General features: G+C 72.9%; 17 protein-coding genes. 12 read left to right on the forward strand and 5 right to left on the reverse strand.

The features are described 5' to 3' along the window. Nucleotides 1-11 precede the first annotated feature (11 nt). Nucleotides 12-1,220: a cytochrome P450 family protein gene (locus FF041_RS08675; RefSeq protein WP_153521731.1), complete on the forward strand. Its 1,209-nt coding sequence runs from the start codon at nucleotides 12-14 to the stop codon at nucleotides 1,218-1,220. Nucleotides 1,221-1,394: 174 nt separating this feature from the next. Here the strand turns inward: FF041_RS08675 and FF041_RS08680 are convergent, their stop codons facing one another. After that, nucleotides 1,395-2,033 carry a TIGR03085 family metal-binding protein gene (locus FF041_RS08680; protein ID WP_153521732.1) on the reverse strand — a complete coding sequence of 213 codons (639 nt, stop codon included), beginning with the start codon at nucleotides 2,031-2,033 and terminating at the stop codon, nucleotides 1,395-1,397. A 141-nt stretch (nucleotides 2,034-2,174) separates the two neighbouring features. Here FF041_RS08680 and hisI point away from each other — a divergent pair, with 141 nt between their 5' ends. The 11 genes from hisI to lgt all read left to right on the forward strand — a co-directional run bounded on the left by hisI (nucleotide 2,175) and on the right by lgt (nucleotide 11,539). Beyond that, nucleotides 2,175-2,540 (forward strand): phosphoribosyl-AMP cyclohydrolase, encoded by a 366-nt coding sequence (gene hisI, locus FF041_RS08685; protein ID WP_153521733.1) that lies wholly within the window; start codon nucleotides 2,175-2,177, stop codon nucleotides 2,538-2,540. 11 nt (nucleotides 2,541-2,551) lie between these two features. Further along, complete coding sequence (locus FF041_RS08690) at nucleotides 2,552-4,081, forward strand: anthranilate synthase component I (RefSeq protein WP_153521734.1); 1,530 nt, start codon at nucleotides 2,552-2,554, stop codon at nucleotides 4,079-4,081. A gap of 34 nt (nucleotides 4,082-4,115) precedes the next feature. Then, entirely contained in the window at nucleotides 4,116-4,754 is a 639-nt protein-coding gene (locus tag FF041_RS08695) for a TIGR02234 family membrane protein (RefSeq protein WP_323391467.1), read from the forward strand. 282 nt (nucleotides 4,755-5,036) lie between these two features. Continuing rightward, the gene (locus tag FF041_RS08700) at nucleotides 5,037-5,306 is read left to right on the forward strand and encodes an HGxxPAAW family protein (RefSeq protein WP_153481228.1); all 270 of its coding nucleotides are present in this window, start codon (nucleotides 5,037-5,039) and stop codon (nucleotides 5,304-5,306) included. 121 nt (nucleotides 5,307-5,427) lie between these two features. Then, complete coding sequence (locus FF041_RS08705; protein WP_153521736.1) at nucleotides 5,428-5,865, forward strand: DUF2752 domain-containing protein; 438 nt, start codon at nucleotides 5,428-5,430, stop codon at nucleotides 5,863-5,865. Between the two features lie 134 nt (nucleotides 5,866-5,999). Continuing rightward, entirely contained in the window at nucleotides 6,000-6,809 is an 810-nt protein-coding gene (gene trpC / locus FF041_RS08710; RefSeq protein WP_323391468.1) for an indole-3-glycerol phosphate synthase TrpC, read from the forward strand. Continuing rightward, nucleotides 6,806-7,012: a tryptophan biosynthesis modulator TrpM gene (gene trpM / locus FF041_RS40295; RefSeq protein ID WP_153521768.1), complete on the forward strand. Its 207-nt coding sequence runs from the start codon at nucleotides 6,806-6,808 to the stop codon at nucleotides 7,010-7,012. Before trpC ends, trpM begins: the two co-directional genes overlap by 4 nt. A 264-nt stretch (nucleotides 7,013-7,276) precedes the next feature. Continuing rightward, nucleotides 7,277-8,515, forward strand: coding sequence for a tryptophan synthase subunit beta (gene trpB, locus FF041_RS08720; protein WP_153521738.1), 1,239 nt, complete (start codon nucleotides 7,277-7,279; stop codon nucleotides 8,513-8,515). Then, the gene (gene trpA / locus FF041_RS08725; protein WP_323391469.1) at nucleotides 8,512-9,336 is read left to right on the forward strand and encodes a tryptophan synthase subunit alpha; all 825 of its coding nucleotides are present in this window, start codon (nucleotides 8,512-8,514) and stop codon (nucleotides 9,334-9,336) included. The genes trpB and trpA overlap by 4 nt, the downstream gene beginning before the upstream one ends. A gap of 86 nt (nucleotides 9,337-9,422) precedes the next feature. After that, nucleotides 9,423-10,382 (forward strand): DsbA family protein, encoded by a 960-nt coding sequence (locus tag FF041_RS08730; protein WP_323391470.1) that lies wholly within the window; start codon nucleotides 9,423-9,425, stop codon nucleotides 10,380-10,382. A 152-nt stretch (nucleotides 10,383-10,534) separates the two neighbouring features. Continuing rightward, nucleotides 10,535-11,539, forward strand: coding sequence for a prolipoprotein diacylglyceryl transferase (gene lgt, locus FF041_RS08735; protein WP_153521742.1), 1,005 nt, complete (start codon nucleotides 10,535-10,537; stop codon nucleotides 11,537-11,539). A gap of 123 nt (nucleotides 11,540-11,662) precedes the next feature. On the opposite strand, the gene FF041_RS08740 is transcribed toward lgt, so the two are convergent. The 4 genes from FF041_RS08740 to FF041_RS08755 all read right to left on the reverse strand — a co-directional run. Next, complete coding sequence (locus FF041_RS08740) at nucleotides 11,663-12,493, reverse strand: HpcH/HpaI aldolase/citrate lyase family protein (RefSeq protein ID WP_323391471.1); 831 nt, start codon at nucleotides 12,491-12,493, stop codon at nucleotides 11,663-11,665. Further along, a complete protein-coding gene (locus FF041_RS08745; RefSeq protein WP_153521744.1) occupies nucleotides 12,490-13,689 on the reverse strand; it encodes a CaiB/BaiF CoA transferase family protein in 1,200 nt (399 codons plus the stop codon). Before FF041_RS08745 ends, FF041_RS08740 begins: the two co-directional genes overlap by 4 nt. Continuing rightward, nucleotides 13,686-14,573: a ribokinase gene (locus tag FF041_RS08750; protein WP_153521746.1), complete on the reverse strand. Its 888-nt coding sequence runs from the start codon at nucleotides 14,571-14,573 to the stop codon at nucleotides 13,686-13,688. Before FF041_RS08750 ends, FF041_RS08745 begins: the two co-directional genes overlap by 4 nt. After that, nucleotides 14,570-15,469, reverse strand: a 900-nt coding sequence (locus FF041_RS08755; protein ID WP_194291966.1) for an ADP-ribosylglycohydrolase family protein, incomplete at its 5' end; no start/stop codon positions are given. The genes FF041_RS08755 and FF041_RS08750, both read right to left, overlap by 4 nt.

Below are 15,469 nucleotides of genomic sequence, written 5' to 3' on the forward strand. Positions count from 1 at the left end.
GGGGGAACCGCATGACGACCCGGCCCATCGTGGATCTGATGGAACTCAGCCCTGACTTCCTGCGCGATCCGTATCCCGTCTATGCCAAGCTCCGCGCCGAGGGACCCGTCCATCGGGTGCGCATTCCCCGAGGCCAGGAGGCATGGCTGATCGTCGGCCATGAAGCCTGCCGCGCGGCCTTCACTGATTCGCGGTTCAGCCGTGACTGGGTGCGGTCGGGGAATGTGAACAATATGTTCCATGTGGATCCGGAACAGCCCGCACTCGCGCATATGCTGATGTCCGACCCGCCGGTCCACACCCGGCTGCGCCGCCTGGTGACCAAAGAGTTCACGCCGAGCCGCACCGAGGCGATGGCCCCGAGAATCCAGCAGATATCCGATGAGCTGCTGGACGAGATGACCGCGGACGGGCGGCGGCAGGCCGATCTGATCTCCGCCTTCGCCTTCCCGCTGCCGATGACCGTGATCTGCGAGCTGCTCGGGGTGCCCGAGCTGGACCGGCTGGCCTTCCGCGGCTGGTCCAACGAGATCGTCGGGCCCACCACCCCGGAGGCCGAGGCCGCCGCCTACGACGAGCTCAGCGTGTACCTCGGCGAGCTGATCACGGCCAAGCGGGCGGAGCCGGGCGAGGATCTGCTCAGCGGGATGATCCACACCGTGGACGCGGGCGGCGACCGGCTCTCGCCCAAGGAGCTCATCGGCATGTCCATGCTGCTTCTGGTCGCCGGGCACGAGACCACCGTCAACATGATCGGCAACGGGGTGCGCGCACTCTTCGCCCACCCCGAGCAGTTCGCCGCGCTGAAGTCCGACCCCTCCCTGCTCGACGGGGCGATCGAGGAGATGCTCCGCTACGACGGGCCGGTGGAGAACGGCACCATCCGGTTCGCTCTGGAGGATGTGGAGATCGGCGGTGTGACCATCCCCGCGGGCGACTCCGTGCTGATCTCGATGGCGGACGCGGACCGGGATCCGGCGCGGTTCAAGAACCCGGAGCGGTTCGACATCCGCCGGGACGCCCGGGGACATGTGGCCTTCGGCCATGGACTGCACTACTGCCTGGGTGCGCCGCTGGCCCGGCTGGAGGGCCGGATCGCGATCCGCGGCCTGCTGGAGCGCTGCCCGGACCTCTCGCCCGGTCTGGCGGACGACGCGGAGCTGCCGTGGATGCCGGGGATGCTGATCAGGGGCGTGAAGGAGCTTCCGGTCCGCTGGTGAGACGGGCGGGGCGCACAGGGCCGCGAACCGGCCTCGTGCGCATGAGCCGGCTCATACGCCCCGTCGGCTCGTACGCCCCGCACAGCTCACGCGTCCCGCACAGCTCGCTCATGCGCCCGGGCCGGGGCGCATGAGCCGTTGCTCACAGCGGAAAGCCCAGACGGGCTCCGGGGCTCACAGCGGGATGCCCAGACGGGCTCCCCGCACCCCCTCCACCGCCTCCTTGTCGCCCGCCAGATCCACCTGCGCCGCGCTCTGCCGCCCGAACGCGAAGATGGTCAGCTCACCGGGCTCACCCGTCACCGTCACCACAGGAGCGCCCCGGTGCGCCACCGCCGTCTGCCCGTCCGGCCGGCGCAGCACCAGCCCCACCGGCGACTTCCGGCCAAGCAGCCGGGCCCCCTTCTCCAGCCGCGCCCAGAGCGCGTCCTCGAAGACCCGGTCCAGCGGACGGGCCGTCCAGTCCGGCTGCGCCCGGCGCACGTCCTCCGCGTGGACGAAGAACTCCACCGTGTTCGCCGCCTCGTCCACCTGCTTGATCCCGTACGGGGACATCCTCGGCGGGCCGGTGCGGATCAGCTGGATCAGCTCTTCGTACGGCTTGGCGGCGAACTCCGACTGCACCCGCTCCAGCCTGCCGCGGAGCGCGTCGAGCAGCATCCCGCCCGCCGCATCGGGGCGGCGCTCGCGCACCACCGCATGGGCCGCCAGATCCCGGGTCGTCCAGCCCTCGCACAGGGTCGGGGCGGCCGGGCCCGCCGCTTCCAACAGATCGGCGAAGAGAAGCCGTTCACGCTTGGCATGGGTCGACATGACTGCCAGCGTACGGCGGACCCGCCCGGCCCGCCCAGCGGTACCCCCGCCCGCAGGACCCCGCCCGCCCGGGAGCCGCCGTCCGGTCCGTCCAGTGGACGCAGACCCCGCGGCCCCCTCGGGCGCGGCACAATGGGCGGCATGACCAGCAGTGTCCCCGCCAGCGCCCTCGACCCCGCCATCGCCGCCCGCCTCAAGCGCGACGCCGACGGCCTCTTTCCCGCCATCGCCCAGCAGCACGACACCGGCGAGGTGCTGATGCTCGGCTGGATGGACGACGAGGCCCTCCACCGCACCCTCACCACCGGCCGCTGCACGTACTGGTCCCGCAGCCGCGGAGAGTACTGGGTCAAGGGCGACACCTCGGGCCATGTCCAGCACGTCAAGTCCGTCGCCCTCGACTGCGACGGCGACACCGTCCTGGTCAAGGTCGACCAGGTGGGCGCGGCCTGTCACACCGGGGACCGCACCTGCTTCGACGCCGGCGCCCTCCCGACGGCCGAGTAGGGTCGAACGCCATGGACCTGGAGACCTTCCGCAAGCTCGCCGCCGACCGCCGTGTCATCCCCGTCAGCCGTCGCCTCCTCGCGGACGGCGACACCCCCGTCGCGCTCTACCGGAAGCTCGCGGACGAGCGCCCCGGAACCTTCCTGCTGGAATCGGCGGATGGGGGCACCTCCCACGCCGTAGGCGGTGGGGGAGGGCGGTCGTGGTCCCGCTACTCCTTCGTCGGCGTCCGCAGCGCCGCCACCCTCACCGAACGTGACGGCCGGGCTCACTGGCTCGGCGCCCCGCCGGTCGGCGTCCCCGCCGAAGGCGACCCGCTCGCCGCGCTGCGCGCCACCGTCGAGGCCCTGCACACCCCGCGCGACCTCGCCTCCGGAATGCCGCCCTTCACCGGCGGCATGGTCGGCTACCTCGGCTACGACATCGTCCGCAGACTGGAGAAGATCGGCCCCGGCGAGCGCGACGATCTGCGCCTCCCCGAGCTGACCATGCTCCTCACCTCCGATCTCGCGGTGCTCGACCACTGGGACGGAACCGTCCTGCTGATCGCCAACGCCATCAACCACAACGATCTCGACACCGGGGTCGACGAGGCGTACGCGGACGCCGTCGCCCGGCTCGACGCCATGGAGCGCGACCTCGCCCAGCCGCTCGCCTCCGCACCGGCCGCCCTCCCGCCGTCCGAGCTGCCCGACTTCTCCGCCAAGTGGGGCGGCGTCGACTACCAGAACGCCGTCGACGACATCAAGGAGCGCATCCGGGCCGGTGAGGCCTTCCAGGTGGTGCCCTCGCAGCGGTTCGAGACCGACTGCACGGCGAGCGCGCTGGACGTCTACCGGGTGCTGCGGGCCACCAACCCCAGCCCCTACATGTACCTCCTCCGCTTCGACGGATTCGACGTGGTCGGCTCCAGCCCCGAGGCCCTGGTCAAGGTCGAGGACGGGAACGCCATGGTCCACCCCATCGCGGGCACCCGGCCGCGCGGCGCGTCCCCGCAGGAGGACCAGGCCCTCGCCGAAGAGCTGCTGGCCGACCCCAAGGAGCGCGCCGAGCATCTGATGCTGGTCGACCTCGGCCGCAACGACCTGGGCCGGGTCTGCGAGCCGGGCAGCGTCGAGGTGGTCGACTTCATGTCCATCGAGCGCTACTCCCATGTCATGCACATCGTCTCGACCGTCACCGGCCGGGTCTCCGGGGACCGCACCGCCTTCGACGTACTGACCGCGTGCTTCCCCGCCGGCACCCTCTCCGGAGCGCCCAAGCCCCGCGCGATGCAGATCATCGACGAGCTGGAACCCTCCCGCCGGGGGCTGTACGGAGGCTGCGTCGGCTATCTCGACTTCGCCGGGGACGCGGACACCGCGATCGCCATCCGTACCGCGCTGCTCCGCGACGGCACCGCGTATGTGCAGGCCGGAGCGGGTGTGGTGGCCGACTCCGACCCGGTCGCCGAAGACACCGAATGCCGGAACAAGGCCGCGGCCGTGCTCCGCGCCGTCCACACGGCCAACCGGTTGAACGACCCCACGCCGACCGGCTGATGTACGGCGGACGGGCGTAGGGGATAGTGGAGGCGTGAGCGCCGTCCCCGTACCCCAGCCCCGTGCCGCCGCATCGGCCGCCGCAGCGAACACCGCCCGCCGCAGCCTCGCGGCGGCGCTGTTCCTCGGCGCCCTCGGCGCGGCCGTCGTCCTCCTCACCTCCGGCCGGACCTGGGCCGAGGGCACGGCCTCGGTCGCCGGCGGCGCGCTGCCCCTGGACGTCAGCGGCAGCGACGTCAACGGCCTGCCCACCGCCCTCGCCGTCGTCGGCCTGGCCGCGCTCGTCGCCGTCTTCGCCGTACGCGGCAAGGGGCGGCGCCTGGTGTCGGCGCTGCTCGCCCTGAGCGGCGCCGGCGCCGCCGTCGGCGCCTTCCTGGGCGCCTCCGACCGCGAGGCCCTGGACGCGGCGGCGGTCCAGCACACCGGGGACCCCCACGCCACGATCGACGCCCTCACCCATACGGCCTGGCCCTATGTGACGCTGGTGGGCGGAGCGCTGATCCTGCTGGCGGGAGTGCTCGCGCTCCGGTACGGCGGCCGGTGGCCCGCCATGTCCGGCCGCTATGAGCGCGACGGCTCGCCCCGCGCCCGCAAGGCCCCCGCCGTGGACCCCGACCGGCCCGAGGACCTGTGGAAGGCGCTGGACCGCGGCGAGGACCCGACCGGCGGCTGAGCCCGTAGACCGCGCGCGATCCGCCCGGCTGACCCCGTACACCACCCGCGATCCGCCCGGCTGACCCCGTACACCGAGGTGAGGACCCCACCGGCGGACCCCGTGCACCGCGCGCGACCGCGCCGGTCCGGCCCCCGGGCGCGTGCCGTCGGCCCGCGTACGGGACAATGTCACCCGAGCCCGCGGCTCACCCCAGGGCAGCGGCTCACCGCCCGTACCCCGGGCTCCCCCCGGAGCATCCGCGCCGAGCCCGCCACAGACATCAGCAACGAGGAGCAACTCATGTCGGCCTCCGCCCACGGACACACCCCGGCCGCCTGGACCGGTGTCGTCATCGCCTTCATCGGCTTCTGCGTCTCAGGCGTGTTCATGGTCGCCGCCAACCCCCTCGGCTTCTGGGGCGGCATCGTGATCGTCTTCGTCGGCGGAGGCGTCGGCATGGTGATGAAGGGCGCCGGGCTCGGCAAGCCCAAGGAGTCCGCGGCCGAGGTCGAGGCCCACCGCAAGGCCACCCAGGCCGCCCTGGACCGGGCGAAGGCCACCGCCGTCTGACCACCGCCGGGCCCGCGGCCGTCCATCGGCCCGGACCGGCACTCGCACGACACAAGGCGCGGACCGGCACCGCCGGGCTGCGCCTTTCCGTGTCCATGGAGACAATCACGGGGTGGACGCCATGACCTCACCAGCCGCCCGCGGCCGGCCGCCCGGGCCCGCCCCGCTGGCCCGCCGGCTCGCCGCACCGCTGGCCGTCGCCGCCGGGACGGCCTCGGCCTTCGCGTACGTCGGCGCGGTCGACCCCAATGAACCCGGCCACTACCCCGTCTGCCCGCTGCTCAGCCTCACCGGCGTCTACTGCCCCGGCTGCGGCGGACTGCGCAGCGCCCACGCCTTCGTCAACGGCGATCTGGCCACCGCCCTCGGCGCCAACGCCGTCGCCGTCACCGGCTATGTCGTCCTCGCCGTGGTCTGGGCGGCCTGGCCGGTTCTCGCGGTACGGGACCGGCCGCTGCGGATCACGCTCGCGCCGGTCTGGTGGTGGTCGCTCGGCGGGGCCGTGCTGATCTTCAGCGTGGTGCGGAATCTTCCCTTCGGCTCGGCCCTGGCCCCCTGAAGCGCCGCAGCTGAGCCGCGTGGAGTCCCAGCACGTGGGACGGCTGTCCACCGGATGCGGAGCCCGGGCCCCGCTGCGGATACCATCGACATGGCTGATCCTTAACACCAACGTTCCGGAAGGGGGCCGCTCGGGTGAGTGTGCTCGACGAGATCATCGAAGGCGTACGCGCCGACCTCGCGGAACGGCAGGCGCGCGTCAGCCTCGACGAGCTCAAGGAGCGCGCGGCCAAGGCTCCAGCGGCCAAGGACGGCGTCGCCGCACTGCGCGGCGAGGGCGTCCAGGTGATCTGCGAGGTGAAGCGCTCCAGCCCGTCCAAGGGCGCGCTCGCCGCGATCGCGGACCCGGCCGGGCTCGCCGCGGACTACGAGGCGGGCGGCGCGGCCGTCATCTCCGTCCTGACCGAGCAGCGCCGCTTCGGCGGCTCGCTCGCGGACCTGGAGGCCGTCCGGGCCCGGGTCGACATCCCCGTGCTCCGCAAGGACTTCATCGTCACCGCGTACCAGCTCTGGGAGGCCCGTGCGTACGGCGCCGATCTGGTGCTGCTGATCGTGGCGGCCCTGGAGCAGGAGGCCCTGGTCTCGCTGATCGAGCGGGCCGAGTCCATCGGGCTCACCCCGCTGGTCGAGGTGCACGACGAAGAGGAGATCGAGCGCGCGGTGGAAGCCGGCGCGAAGATCATCGGAGTCAACGCGCGCAATCTGAAGACGCTCCAGGTGGACCGCTCCACCTTCGACCGGATCGCGGACGACATCCCGGCGCATATCGTCAAGATCGCCGAGTCCGGGGTGCGCGGCCCGCACGACCTGATCGCCTACGCCAACGCGGGCGCGGACGCGGTGCTCGTCGGGGAATCCCTGGTCACCGGCCGTGACCCCAAGGCCGCGGTCGCCGATCTGGTCGCCGCCGGGGCCCACCCCGCGCTCCGCCACGGGCGGAGCTGACCGCCGCCGTGCCCACCGCCCTTCCCCGCCGACCGCGACCGGCCCCCGGTGACGCGTACGCCCGCCTCGCGCGCGGCTGCCGTCCCCGTGGCTGTCGCGCGCCGGCGCGGCGGGTGCACGGCCGCAGGGTCCGCTATGTGATCGGCTCGGAGCCGGGCCAGGTCAACGGCATGCGATGGCGGGCCGCCTCCGCGCACCGCTGACGCCGGTCCCGCCCGGGACGGCCGAGCGGCTCTCCGCCCCCGCGGGGCAGACGGACCTGGTTCCGTCGCCCGTACGGCGCTGACCGCCCGCCGCCCCGGCCCGAGGCCGCCGCGTCCGGTCCGGACCGGCGCGTTCGCATGCCGGACCCCGCCTTCGCGGCGGGTGCCGGTGTGCCGCCGTACGCCGGGCCGGAGGGTGCGCCCAGGTGTCCTCTGCACATTCAGACTTCAGGGGCGTGGAGCCCCTTCTGAGGAGTACGTCGGATGTCTTCTGACTTCTTCATCCCGGATCCGGACGGCAAGGTCCCCGGCGCCACGGGCTACTTCGGCGACTTCGGGGGCAAGTTCATCCCCGAGGCGCTCGTCGCCGCGGTCGACGAGGTCGCCGTCGAGTACGACAAGGCCAAGGCCGACCCGGCCTTCGCCGCCGAGCTCAACGATCTGCTGGTCAACTACACGGGCCGCCCGAGCGCCCTGACCGAGGTGCCCCGGTTCGCCGAGCACGCGGGCGGCGCGCGGATCTTCCTCAAGCGCGAGGATCTGAACCACACCGGCTCCCACAAGATCAACAACGTGCTGGGCCAGGCCCTGCTCACCCGGCGGATGGGCAAGACCCGGGTCATCGCCGAGACCGGAGCGGGTCAGCACGGCGTCGCCACCGCGACCGCCTGCGCCCTCTTCGGCCTGGACTGCACCATCTACATGGGCGAGATCGACACCCGGCGCCAGGCGCTGAACGTCGCCCGGATGCGGATGCTCGGCGCCGAGGTCATCCCGGTGACCTCGGGCAGCCGGACCCTGAAGGACGCCATCAACGAGGCGTTCCGCGACTGGGTCGCCAATGTCGACCACACCCACTATCTCTTCGGCACGGTCGCGGGCCCGCACCCCTTCCCGGCCATGGTGCGCGACTTCCACCGGGTCATCGGGGTGGAGGCCCGCCGCCAGATCCTGGAGCGGGCCGGCCGGCTCCCGGACGCGGCGGTCGCCTGCGTCGGCGGCGGCTCCAACGCCATCGGGCTCTTCCACGCCTTCATTCCGGACACCTCCGTCCGGCTCATCGGCTGCGAACCGGCGGGCCACGGCATCGAGACCGGTGAGCACGCGGCGACCCTGACCATGGGCGAGCCGGGCATTCTGCACGGCTCGCGGTCCTATGTCCTCCAGGACGAGGAAGGCCAGATCACCGAGCCGTACTCGATCTCCGCCGGGCTCGACTACCCGGGCATCGGCCCCGAACACGCGTATCTCAAGGACATCGGCCGCGGCGAGTACCGCGCGATCACCGACGACGAGGCGATGTCGGCGCTGCGGCTGCTCTCCCGCACCGAGGGGATCATCCCCGCGATCGAGTCCGCGCACGCGGTCGCCGGAGCCCTGGACGTCGGCCGGGAGCTGGGCGGGGACGGGCTGATCATCATCAACCTCTCCGGCCGCGGGGACAAGGACATGGACACCGCCGCCCGGTACTTCGGGCTCTACGACGGGGAGGACGCCAAGTGAGCGGCAACATCGCACTGCTCAGCGACACGCTCGCGCGCGCGAAGGCGGAGGGCCGGGCGGCCCTCATCGCCTATCTCCCGGCCGGGTTCCCGACCGTCGAGGGCGGCATCGAGGCCGTCAAGGCCGTACTGGACGCGGGCGCCGACGTCGTCGAGGTGGGGCTGCCGCACAGCGATCCCGTTCTGGACGGCCCGGTCATCCAGACCGCCGACGACATCGCCCTGCGCGGCGGCGTCAAGATCGCCGATGTGATGCGCACGGTCCGCGAGGCCCATGCCGCCACCGGTAAGCCGGTGCTGGTGATGACGTACTGGAACCCGATCGACCGCTACGGCGTCGAGCGGTTCACCGCCGAGCTGGCCGAGGCCGGGGGCGCGGGCTGCATCCTGCCCGATCTGCCGGTCGAGGAGTCCGCGGTGTGGCGGGAGCACGCCGGGAAGCACGCTCTGGCCACGGTCTTCGTCGTGGCGCCGAGCAGCAAGGACGCCCGGATCGCCACCATCGCCGAAGCCGGTTCCGGCTTTCTGTACGCGGCCTCGCTGATGGGCGTCACCGGCACCCGGGCGTCGGTGGGCGCACAGGCCCAGGACCTGGTCGAGCGGACCCGCGCCACCACCGAGCTGCCGGTCTGCGTGGGCCTTGGCGTCTCCAACGCCGAGCAGGCCGCCGAGGTCGCCGCGTTCGCGGACGGGGTGATCGTCGGCTCCGCGTTCGTCAAGCGTCTGCTGGACGCCCCGGACGCCGCCGCGGGGCTGGAGGCGCTCGGGGAGCTGACGCGCGAGCTGGCCGACGGCGTACGCCGGGGGCGCGTCAGCGCGTAGCACAAGCCTCTCGTACGACATCGCTCGTACGGGTGGATCTGGGACCGGGGAGGCACGTACGTGCCTCCCCGGTTCGTTTGCGGGATGTGAGCGACAACAGTCAGGAACGGAAAGGGACCGCGCGCGAGCGGCTCCAGCGGGAACGCGAGCGGGAGAAGGCCCGGGAGAGACGGCGGCGGGTGCTGATCGTCTCCGCCGCGGTGGTGGCCGTCCTCGGCCTGGCCGCCGTGGTCGGGGTGATCGCGGCCAACGCGGGGAACGAGAAGAAGAGCGGCTCCGAGGCCAGTCCGGCGCTGGCCCCCGCGGGCGCGGTGGGCAAGGAGCGGACGGCCATCCCGGTCGGCGCGAGCGACGCCCCCTCCACGCTCACGGTGTGGGAGGACTTCCGCTGCCCGGTCTGCGCCCAGTTCGAGAACGTCTTCCGGGACACCATCCATGACCTGGAGAAATCGGGCGAGCTGCGCGTCGAGTACAACCTCGCCACCATCATCGACGGGAACATGGGCGGCAGCGGCTCCCTGCGCGCCGCCAACGCGGCTGCCTGCGCCCAGGACATCGGCAAGTTCTCGCCGTACCACGATGTGCTCTTCCAGAACCAGCCGCCGGAGACCGACGACGCCTTCGGGAAGAACAGCCGGCTGATCGAGCTGGCGGGGAAGGTCGACGGGCTGGACACCCCCGCCTTCCGCAGCTGTGTGGAGGACGGCAAGCACGACTCCTGGGTCGCCGAGTCCAACAAGGTGTTCACGACCGGCGGTTTCCGGGGGACCCCGACCGTACTGCTCAACGGTGAGTCGATCTTCCCGGACAAGGCCGGGGAGCAGATCTCGGTCCCCAACCTGAAGAAGTGGGTGGCCGAGGCGAACAAGGGCAAGCAGCCGGGCACCCGGAGCCCCGCGCCACCGGTCTCCTCGCCGTCGCCCCCTGCGTCGTCTCCTGCGGCGTCCCCCGCGTCCTCTCCTGCGTCGTCTCCTGCGGCGGGCGGAACCCCGGCCGCCGCGCGGGTCCCGGGTCAGGCGACGGTCCCGGGTCAGGCGGGTTCCTGAGCGGGGCGGGTTCCTGAGCGGGGAGGGTTCCCGGCCGTCGGAGCGGCCCGCCGTCCCGGGCGGGCCTGCGGGCGGGAACCGGGCCCGTTATCCATACGTTGTCCAGGTGGGTTGCCCGGTTCGCCGTGCGGCAGGGTAGCGTCGGTCCTGCCATGGAACTTGCCTATATTCCCAGCCCGTCGAGTGGTGCCATCCATCTCGGACCGCTGCCGCTGCGCGGCTATGCCCTCTGCATCATCATCGGTGTCTTCGTCGCCGTCTGGTACGGCAACAAACGCTGGATCGCCCGGGGCGGCAAGGCCGGCACCGTGGCCGACATCGCCGTCTGGGCAGTGCCCTTCGGCCTCGTCGGCGGCCGGCTGTACCACGTGATCACCGACTATCAGCTGTACTTCAGCGAGGGTGAGAACTGGGTCGACGCGTTCAAGATCTGGCAGGGCGGCCTCGGTATCTGGGGCGCCATCTCACTCGGCGCGGTCGGCGCCTGGATCGGCTGCCGTCGCCGGGGCATCCCGCTGCCCGCCTGGGCCGACGCCCTCGCACCGGGGATCGCCTTCGCCCAGGCGATCGGCCGCTGGGGCAACTGGTTCAACCAGGAGCTGTACGGCAAGCCGACCGATCTGCCGTGGGCGCTGGAGATCAGCGAGGGGCCGAACCGCGAGGCCGGGCTCTACCACCCGACGTTTCTGTACGAGTCGCTCTGGTGCGTCGGTGTCGCACTGCTGGTGATCTGGGCCGACCGCCGCTTCAAGCTGGGGCATGGCCGGGCGTTCGCCCTGTATGTCGCCGGGTACTGCGCGGGCCGTGGCTGGATCGAGTATCTGCGGGTGGACCAGGCGCATGAGGTGCTGGGGATCCGGCTCAATGTGTGGACCTCGATCGTGGTGTTCGTGCTGGCGGTGGCGTACATCGTGATCTCGGCGCGACTGCGGCCGGGGCGCGAGGAGATCGTGGAGCCGGAGCGGCCTGGCGCGGGCGTGTCGGACGGTTCGGGCACCCCCGGTGCGTCGGACGCTTCCAGTGCCTCGGACGCCCTCGGCGCGTCGGACGCTTCCGGTTCCTCCGGTGCCTCGGATTCCGGGAAGCCGGACTCCGCGAAGAAGCCGGAGGGCTCCGCGGAATCGGTGCCGGACGCCGGGAAGGCCGGAAAGGGCTGACGGACGGGGCCCGGGAGCCGCTCCGGACAGGGGCGGGAGCCGGGCTCCCGATCCACAAAGGCATGGCGGGAGGCCGCCGGGGACCACAGGGTTTCCGGCGGCCTCCCGCCATACCCGGCCCGGTCATCGTGCGCGGGCGTCCGGTGGTCGGAGTGGGGCCTCCCGGTCGGCGATGGCGAGGGTGCGCTGGGCCGCGGCCACGATCGCCGCGTCCACGAAGCGGCCGTCCGGGAGGGCGAGCGCGCCGTCGTCGGCGGCGGCTGCCTTGACGATCTGCTCCGCCGCCTCGATCTCCTCGGGGGTGGGCCGGTAGGCCCGCTCGATGACCGGGAGCTGGCGCGGATGGATGGCCGCCCGCCCCAGGAAGCCCAGGGCGCGGCCGTGGGCGCAGGAGGCGGAGAGGGCGTCCAGGTCGCGGATGTCGGGGAAGACGGACTGGGGCGGAGGCGCGAGTCCGGCGGCCCGGGCGGCGATGACGACGCGGATACGGGGCCAGTCCAGCGATGAGCCGTCCCGTACGCCGAGGTCGGCGCGGAGGTCCGCCTCGCCGAGGGAGATCCCGCGCACGGCGGGGTGGGCGGTGGCGATCTCGTACGCGTGCTCGATGGCGAGCGCGGACTCCAGCAGCGGATGGAGCGGGACGCCGGGGGCGAGGTCCGCGACCCGGTGAATGTCAGTGGCGTGTGCGACCTTGGGAACACGTAGGGCGCAGAGGCCGGGAAGTCCGGTCAGCGTCTCGATGTCCTGGGGGGAGTTGATGCGTACATGGACCGGCAGGGGCTGGGGGGCCGTGAGGAGTTCGGCGGTCGCGGCCAGGGCGTATGTCCTGCGGTCGGGGGAGACCGCGTCCTCAAGATCGATGATCACGGCGTCGGCGCGGGAGGAGAGCGCCTTCGCGACGACCTCGGGGCGGTCCCCGGGGGCGTAGAGATAGGTGAGGGGAGCGGCGGTCACAGGGCCCCCTGGGCGCGGAGTCCGGCGATGTCGGCGGCGGTCAGGCCGAGTTCGGTGAGGACCTCATCGGTGTCGGCGCCGTGCGGGCGGCCCGCCCAGCGGATGGCGCCGGGGGTCTCGGAGAGCCGGAAGAGGACGTTCTGCATACGGATCGTGCCGAGTTCGGGGTCGGGGACCTCGGTGACGGTGTCCAGCGCCCGGTACTGCGGATCGTCCAGCACATCGCGGATGTCGTAGACGGGGGCGATCGCCGCCTCGGCCTTCTCGAAGGCGGCCAGGGCCTCGGCGCGGGTCCGGCGGGCGATCCAGCCGCCGACCGCCTCGTCCAGTTCATCGGCGTGCTCGGCGCGTCCGGTCCCGGTGGCGAACCAGGGCTCGTCGATCAGCTCGGGCCGGCCGACCAGCCGCAGCACCCGTTCCGCGATGGACTGCGCCGAGGTGGAGACGGCCACCCATGCGCCGTCGGCGGTGCGATAGGTGTTGCGGGGGGCGTTGTTGCGGGAGCGGTTGCCGGTGCGTGGCTGTACATAGCCGAGCTGGTCGTACCAGAGCGGCTGCGGGCCCAGCACGGTGAGGATCGGCTCGATGATCGCCATGTCCACGACCTGGCCGCGGCCGGTGACGGCGCGGGCGGCCAGCGCGGTCAGCACCGCGTAGGACGTGGCGAGGGCGGCGATCGAGTCGGCGAGTCCGAAAGGGGGGAGTGTCGGCGGGCCGCCGGGTTCGCCGGTGAGGGCGGCGAATCCGCTCATGGCCTCGGCGAGGGTGCCGAAGCCGGGGCGGTGCGCATAGGGGCCGAACTGGCCGAAGCCGGTGACCCGGGCGAGCACCAGACGGGGGTTGGCGCGGCTCAGCTCCGCCCAGCCCAGGCCCCACTTCTCCAGGGTGCCGGGGCGGAAGTTCTCGATGACCACATCGGCGGTGGCGGCGAGCGCGAGAAGGGTGTCCCGGCCGCCGGGGGCGGAGAGATCGAGGGTGATGGCGCGTTTGTTGCGGCCGAGCAGCTTCCACCACAGGCCGATGCCGTCCTTCGTGGGGCCGTGACCCCGGGACGGGTCGGGGCGGTCGGGGTGCTCGACCTTGATGACCTCGGCGCCGAAGTCGCCGAGCATGGTGGCGGCGAGCGGTCCCGCGAAGAGGGTGGCCAGATCGAGGACGCGGAGGTGTTGAAGGGGGGTGTGCGCGGTGGGTGTCATGAGGCGCTGTCGATCTCCGGACGGTAGGGCATGGACGGGGAGGACCCCGGGCGCTGGACGCACAGGGCGGCGGCGGCAGTGGCCCAGTGGAGCGCCCGCTCCATGGGCTGTCCCTCGCCGAGGGCGACGGCGAGGGCGCCGGTGAAGACGTCTCCGGCCGCGGTGGCGTCCACGGCGGTCACCCGGGGGGCGGGCACCGGGAGGGGCGGGCGGCCCCGGGCCGCGTAGAGGCTGCCCGCCGAGCCCAGGGTGATCACCACCTCGGGCACCTGGCACAGCAGCGTCTCGGCTGCCGTACGGGGGTCGGCGGTGCCCGCGAGGGCCGCGGCCTCATGGGCATTGGGCACCAGCAGATCGGTGGCGGCGAGGAGTCCGGGGGGAAGCGGCTGGGCGGGGGCCGGGGTGAGGACGGTCCGCACGCCGTGGCGGCGTGCGGCTCCGGCGCCGTCGAGCACGGCGGAGAGGGGGAGTTCGAGCTGGAGCAGCAGGGTGTCGGCGGCGGCGATCAGGATCTCGTCGCCGGGGGCGAGGGAGGTGACGGCGGCGTTCGCGCCGGGGACGACGACGATCGCGCTCTCCCCGTCGTCGTCCACGACGGTATGGGCCGTGCCGGAGGGGCCTTCCGCCGTGCGCAGCAGATCGGTGTCGACTCCGGAGGCGGTGAGGGTCCGCCGCAGCAGGACGCCGAAGTCGTCCGATCCGACCGCGCCGATCAGGGCGACCTCGCCGCCCGCGCGGGCGGCGGCGACGGCCTGGTTGACGCCCCTGCCCCCGGGGACCGTGCGGAACTCCCGCCCGGTGACGGTCTCTCCCCGTCCGGGAGCCCGGGGGGCGTGGGCCACGAGGCCCATATGGGCGCTGCCGAGCACGACGATGCCGGTCATGGGCGTGCCGCCGCCAGCCGGGTGAGCCGGGCGAGGGAGTCGAAGCCGATGCCGTTGAAATCGGCGATGGAGGTGGTGAGCCGGTTCTTGAGGGGGGTGGTCCAGCGGTCGGGGAGGGCGTCGGGCCGGGCGGCGAGCAGGCCCGCGATCGATCCGGCGGTCGCGCCGTTGGAGTCGGTGTCCCAGCCGCCGGACACGGCACGGCAGATCGATCCGATGAAGTCGCCGTCGGCGTGGGTGAGGGCGGCGGCGAGCAGGGCGGCGTTGGGGAGGACATGGACCCAGTGGAGGTGGCCGTAGGCGGCGTGGAGCCGGTCCACGACGGTGTCGAAGTCGCTCTCGGCGCGGGCCTGTCCGATCCCGGAGCGCACGGCGTGGGCGAGCCGTGAGCGGGGCGGGACGACGGTCAGTCCGGCGGCGAGCGCGCCGTGCACATCGTGGGAGCCGCCGGCCGCCGCCGCGATGACCGCGGCGATGAACATCGCGCCGTGGACGCCGCTCGCGGTGTGGGTGAGGACGGCGTCGCGGTGTGCGGCCTCGGCGGCGGCCCCCGGGTCGCCGGGGTGGGTCCAGCCGTGGACGTCGGCGCGGATGGCCGCGCCGATCCACTCGCGGAAGGGGTTGTGGTAGCGGGCGGTGTGCGGGGGTTCGATCCCGGAGAGGAGGTTGCGGAAGGCGATGCGTTCGGCGGTGAAGGTGCGGCCCGCGGGGAGTTCGTCCAGCCAGAGCCGGGCCACGTCGGCGGTGCGGAAGCCGTGTCCGTACCGCTGGAGCAGCAGGAGGTTGAGGACCGGGTAGTCGAGGTCGTCGTCCTCGGGCATGCCGTCGATGTTCTCGGCGAGCGACGTGGTGGCGGAACGGCGGTTCCAGGGATGGGCGCGGGCCAGCTCGGGCGG

Origin of the sequence: Streptomyces jumonjinensis (assembly GCF_009600885.1) — a bacterium.
GTDB lineage: Bacteria > Actinomycetota > Actinomycetes > Streptomycetales > Streptomycetaceae > Streptomyces > Streptomyces jumonjinensis.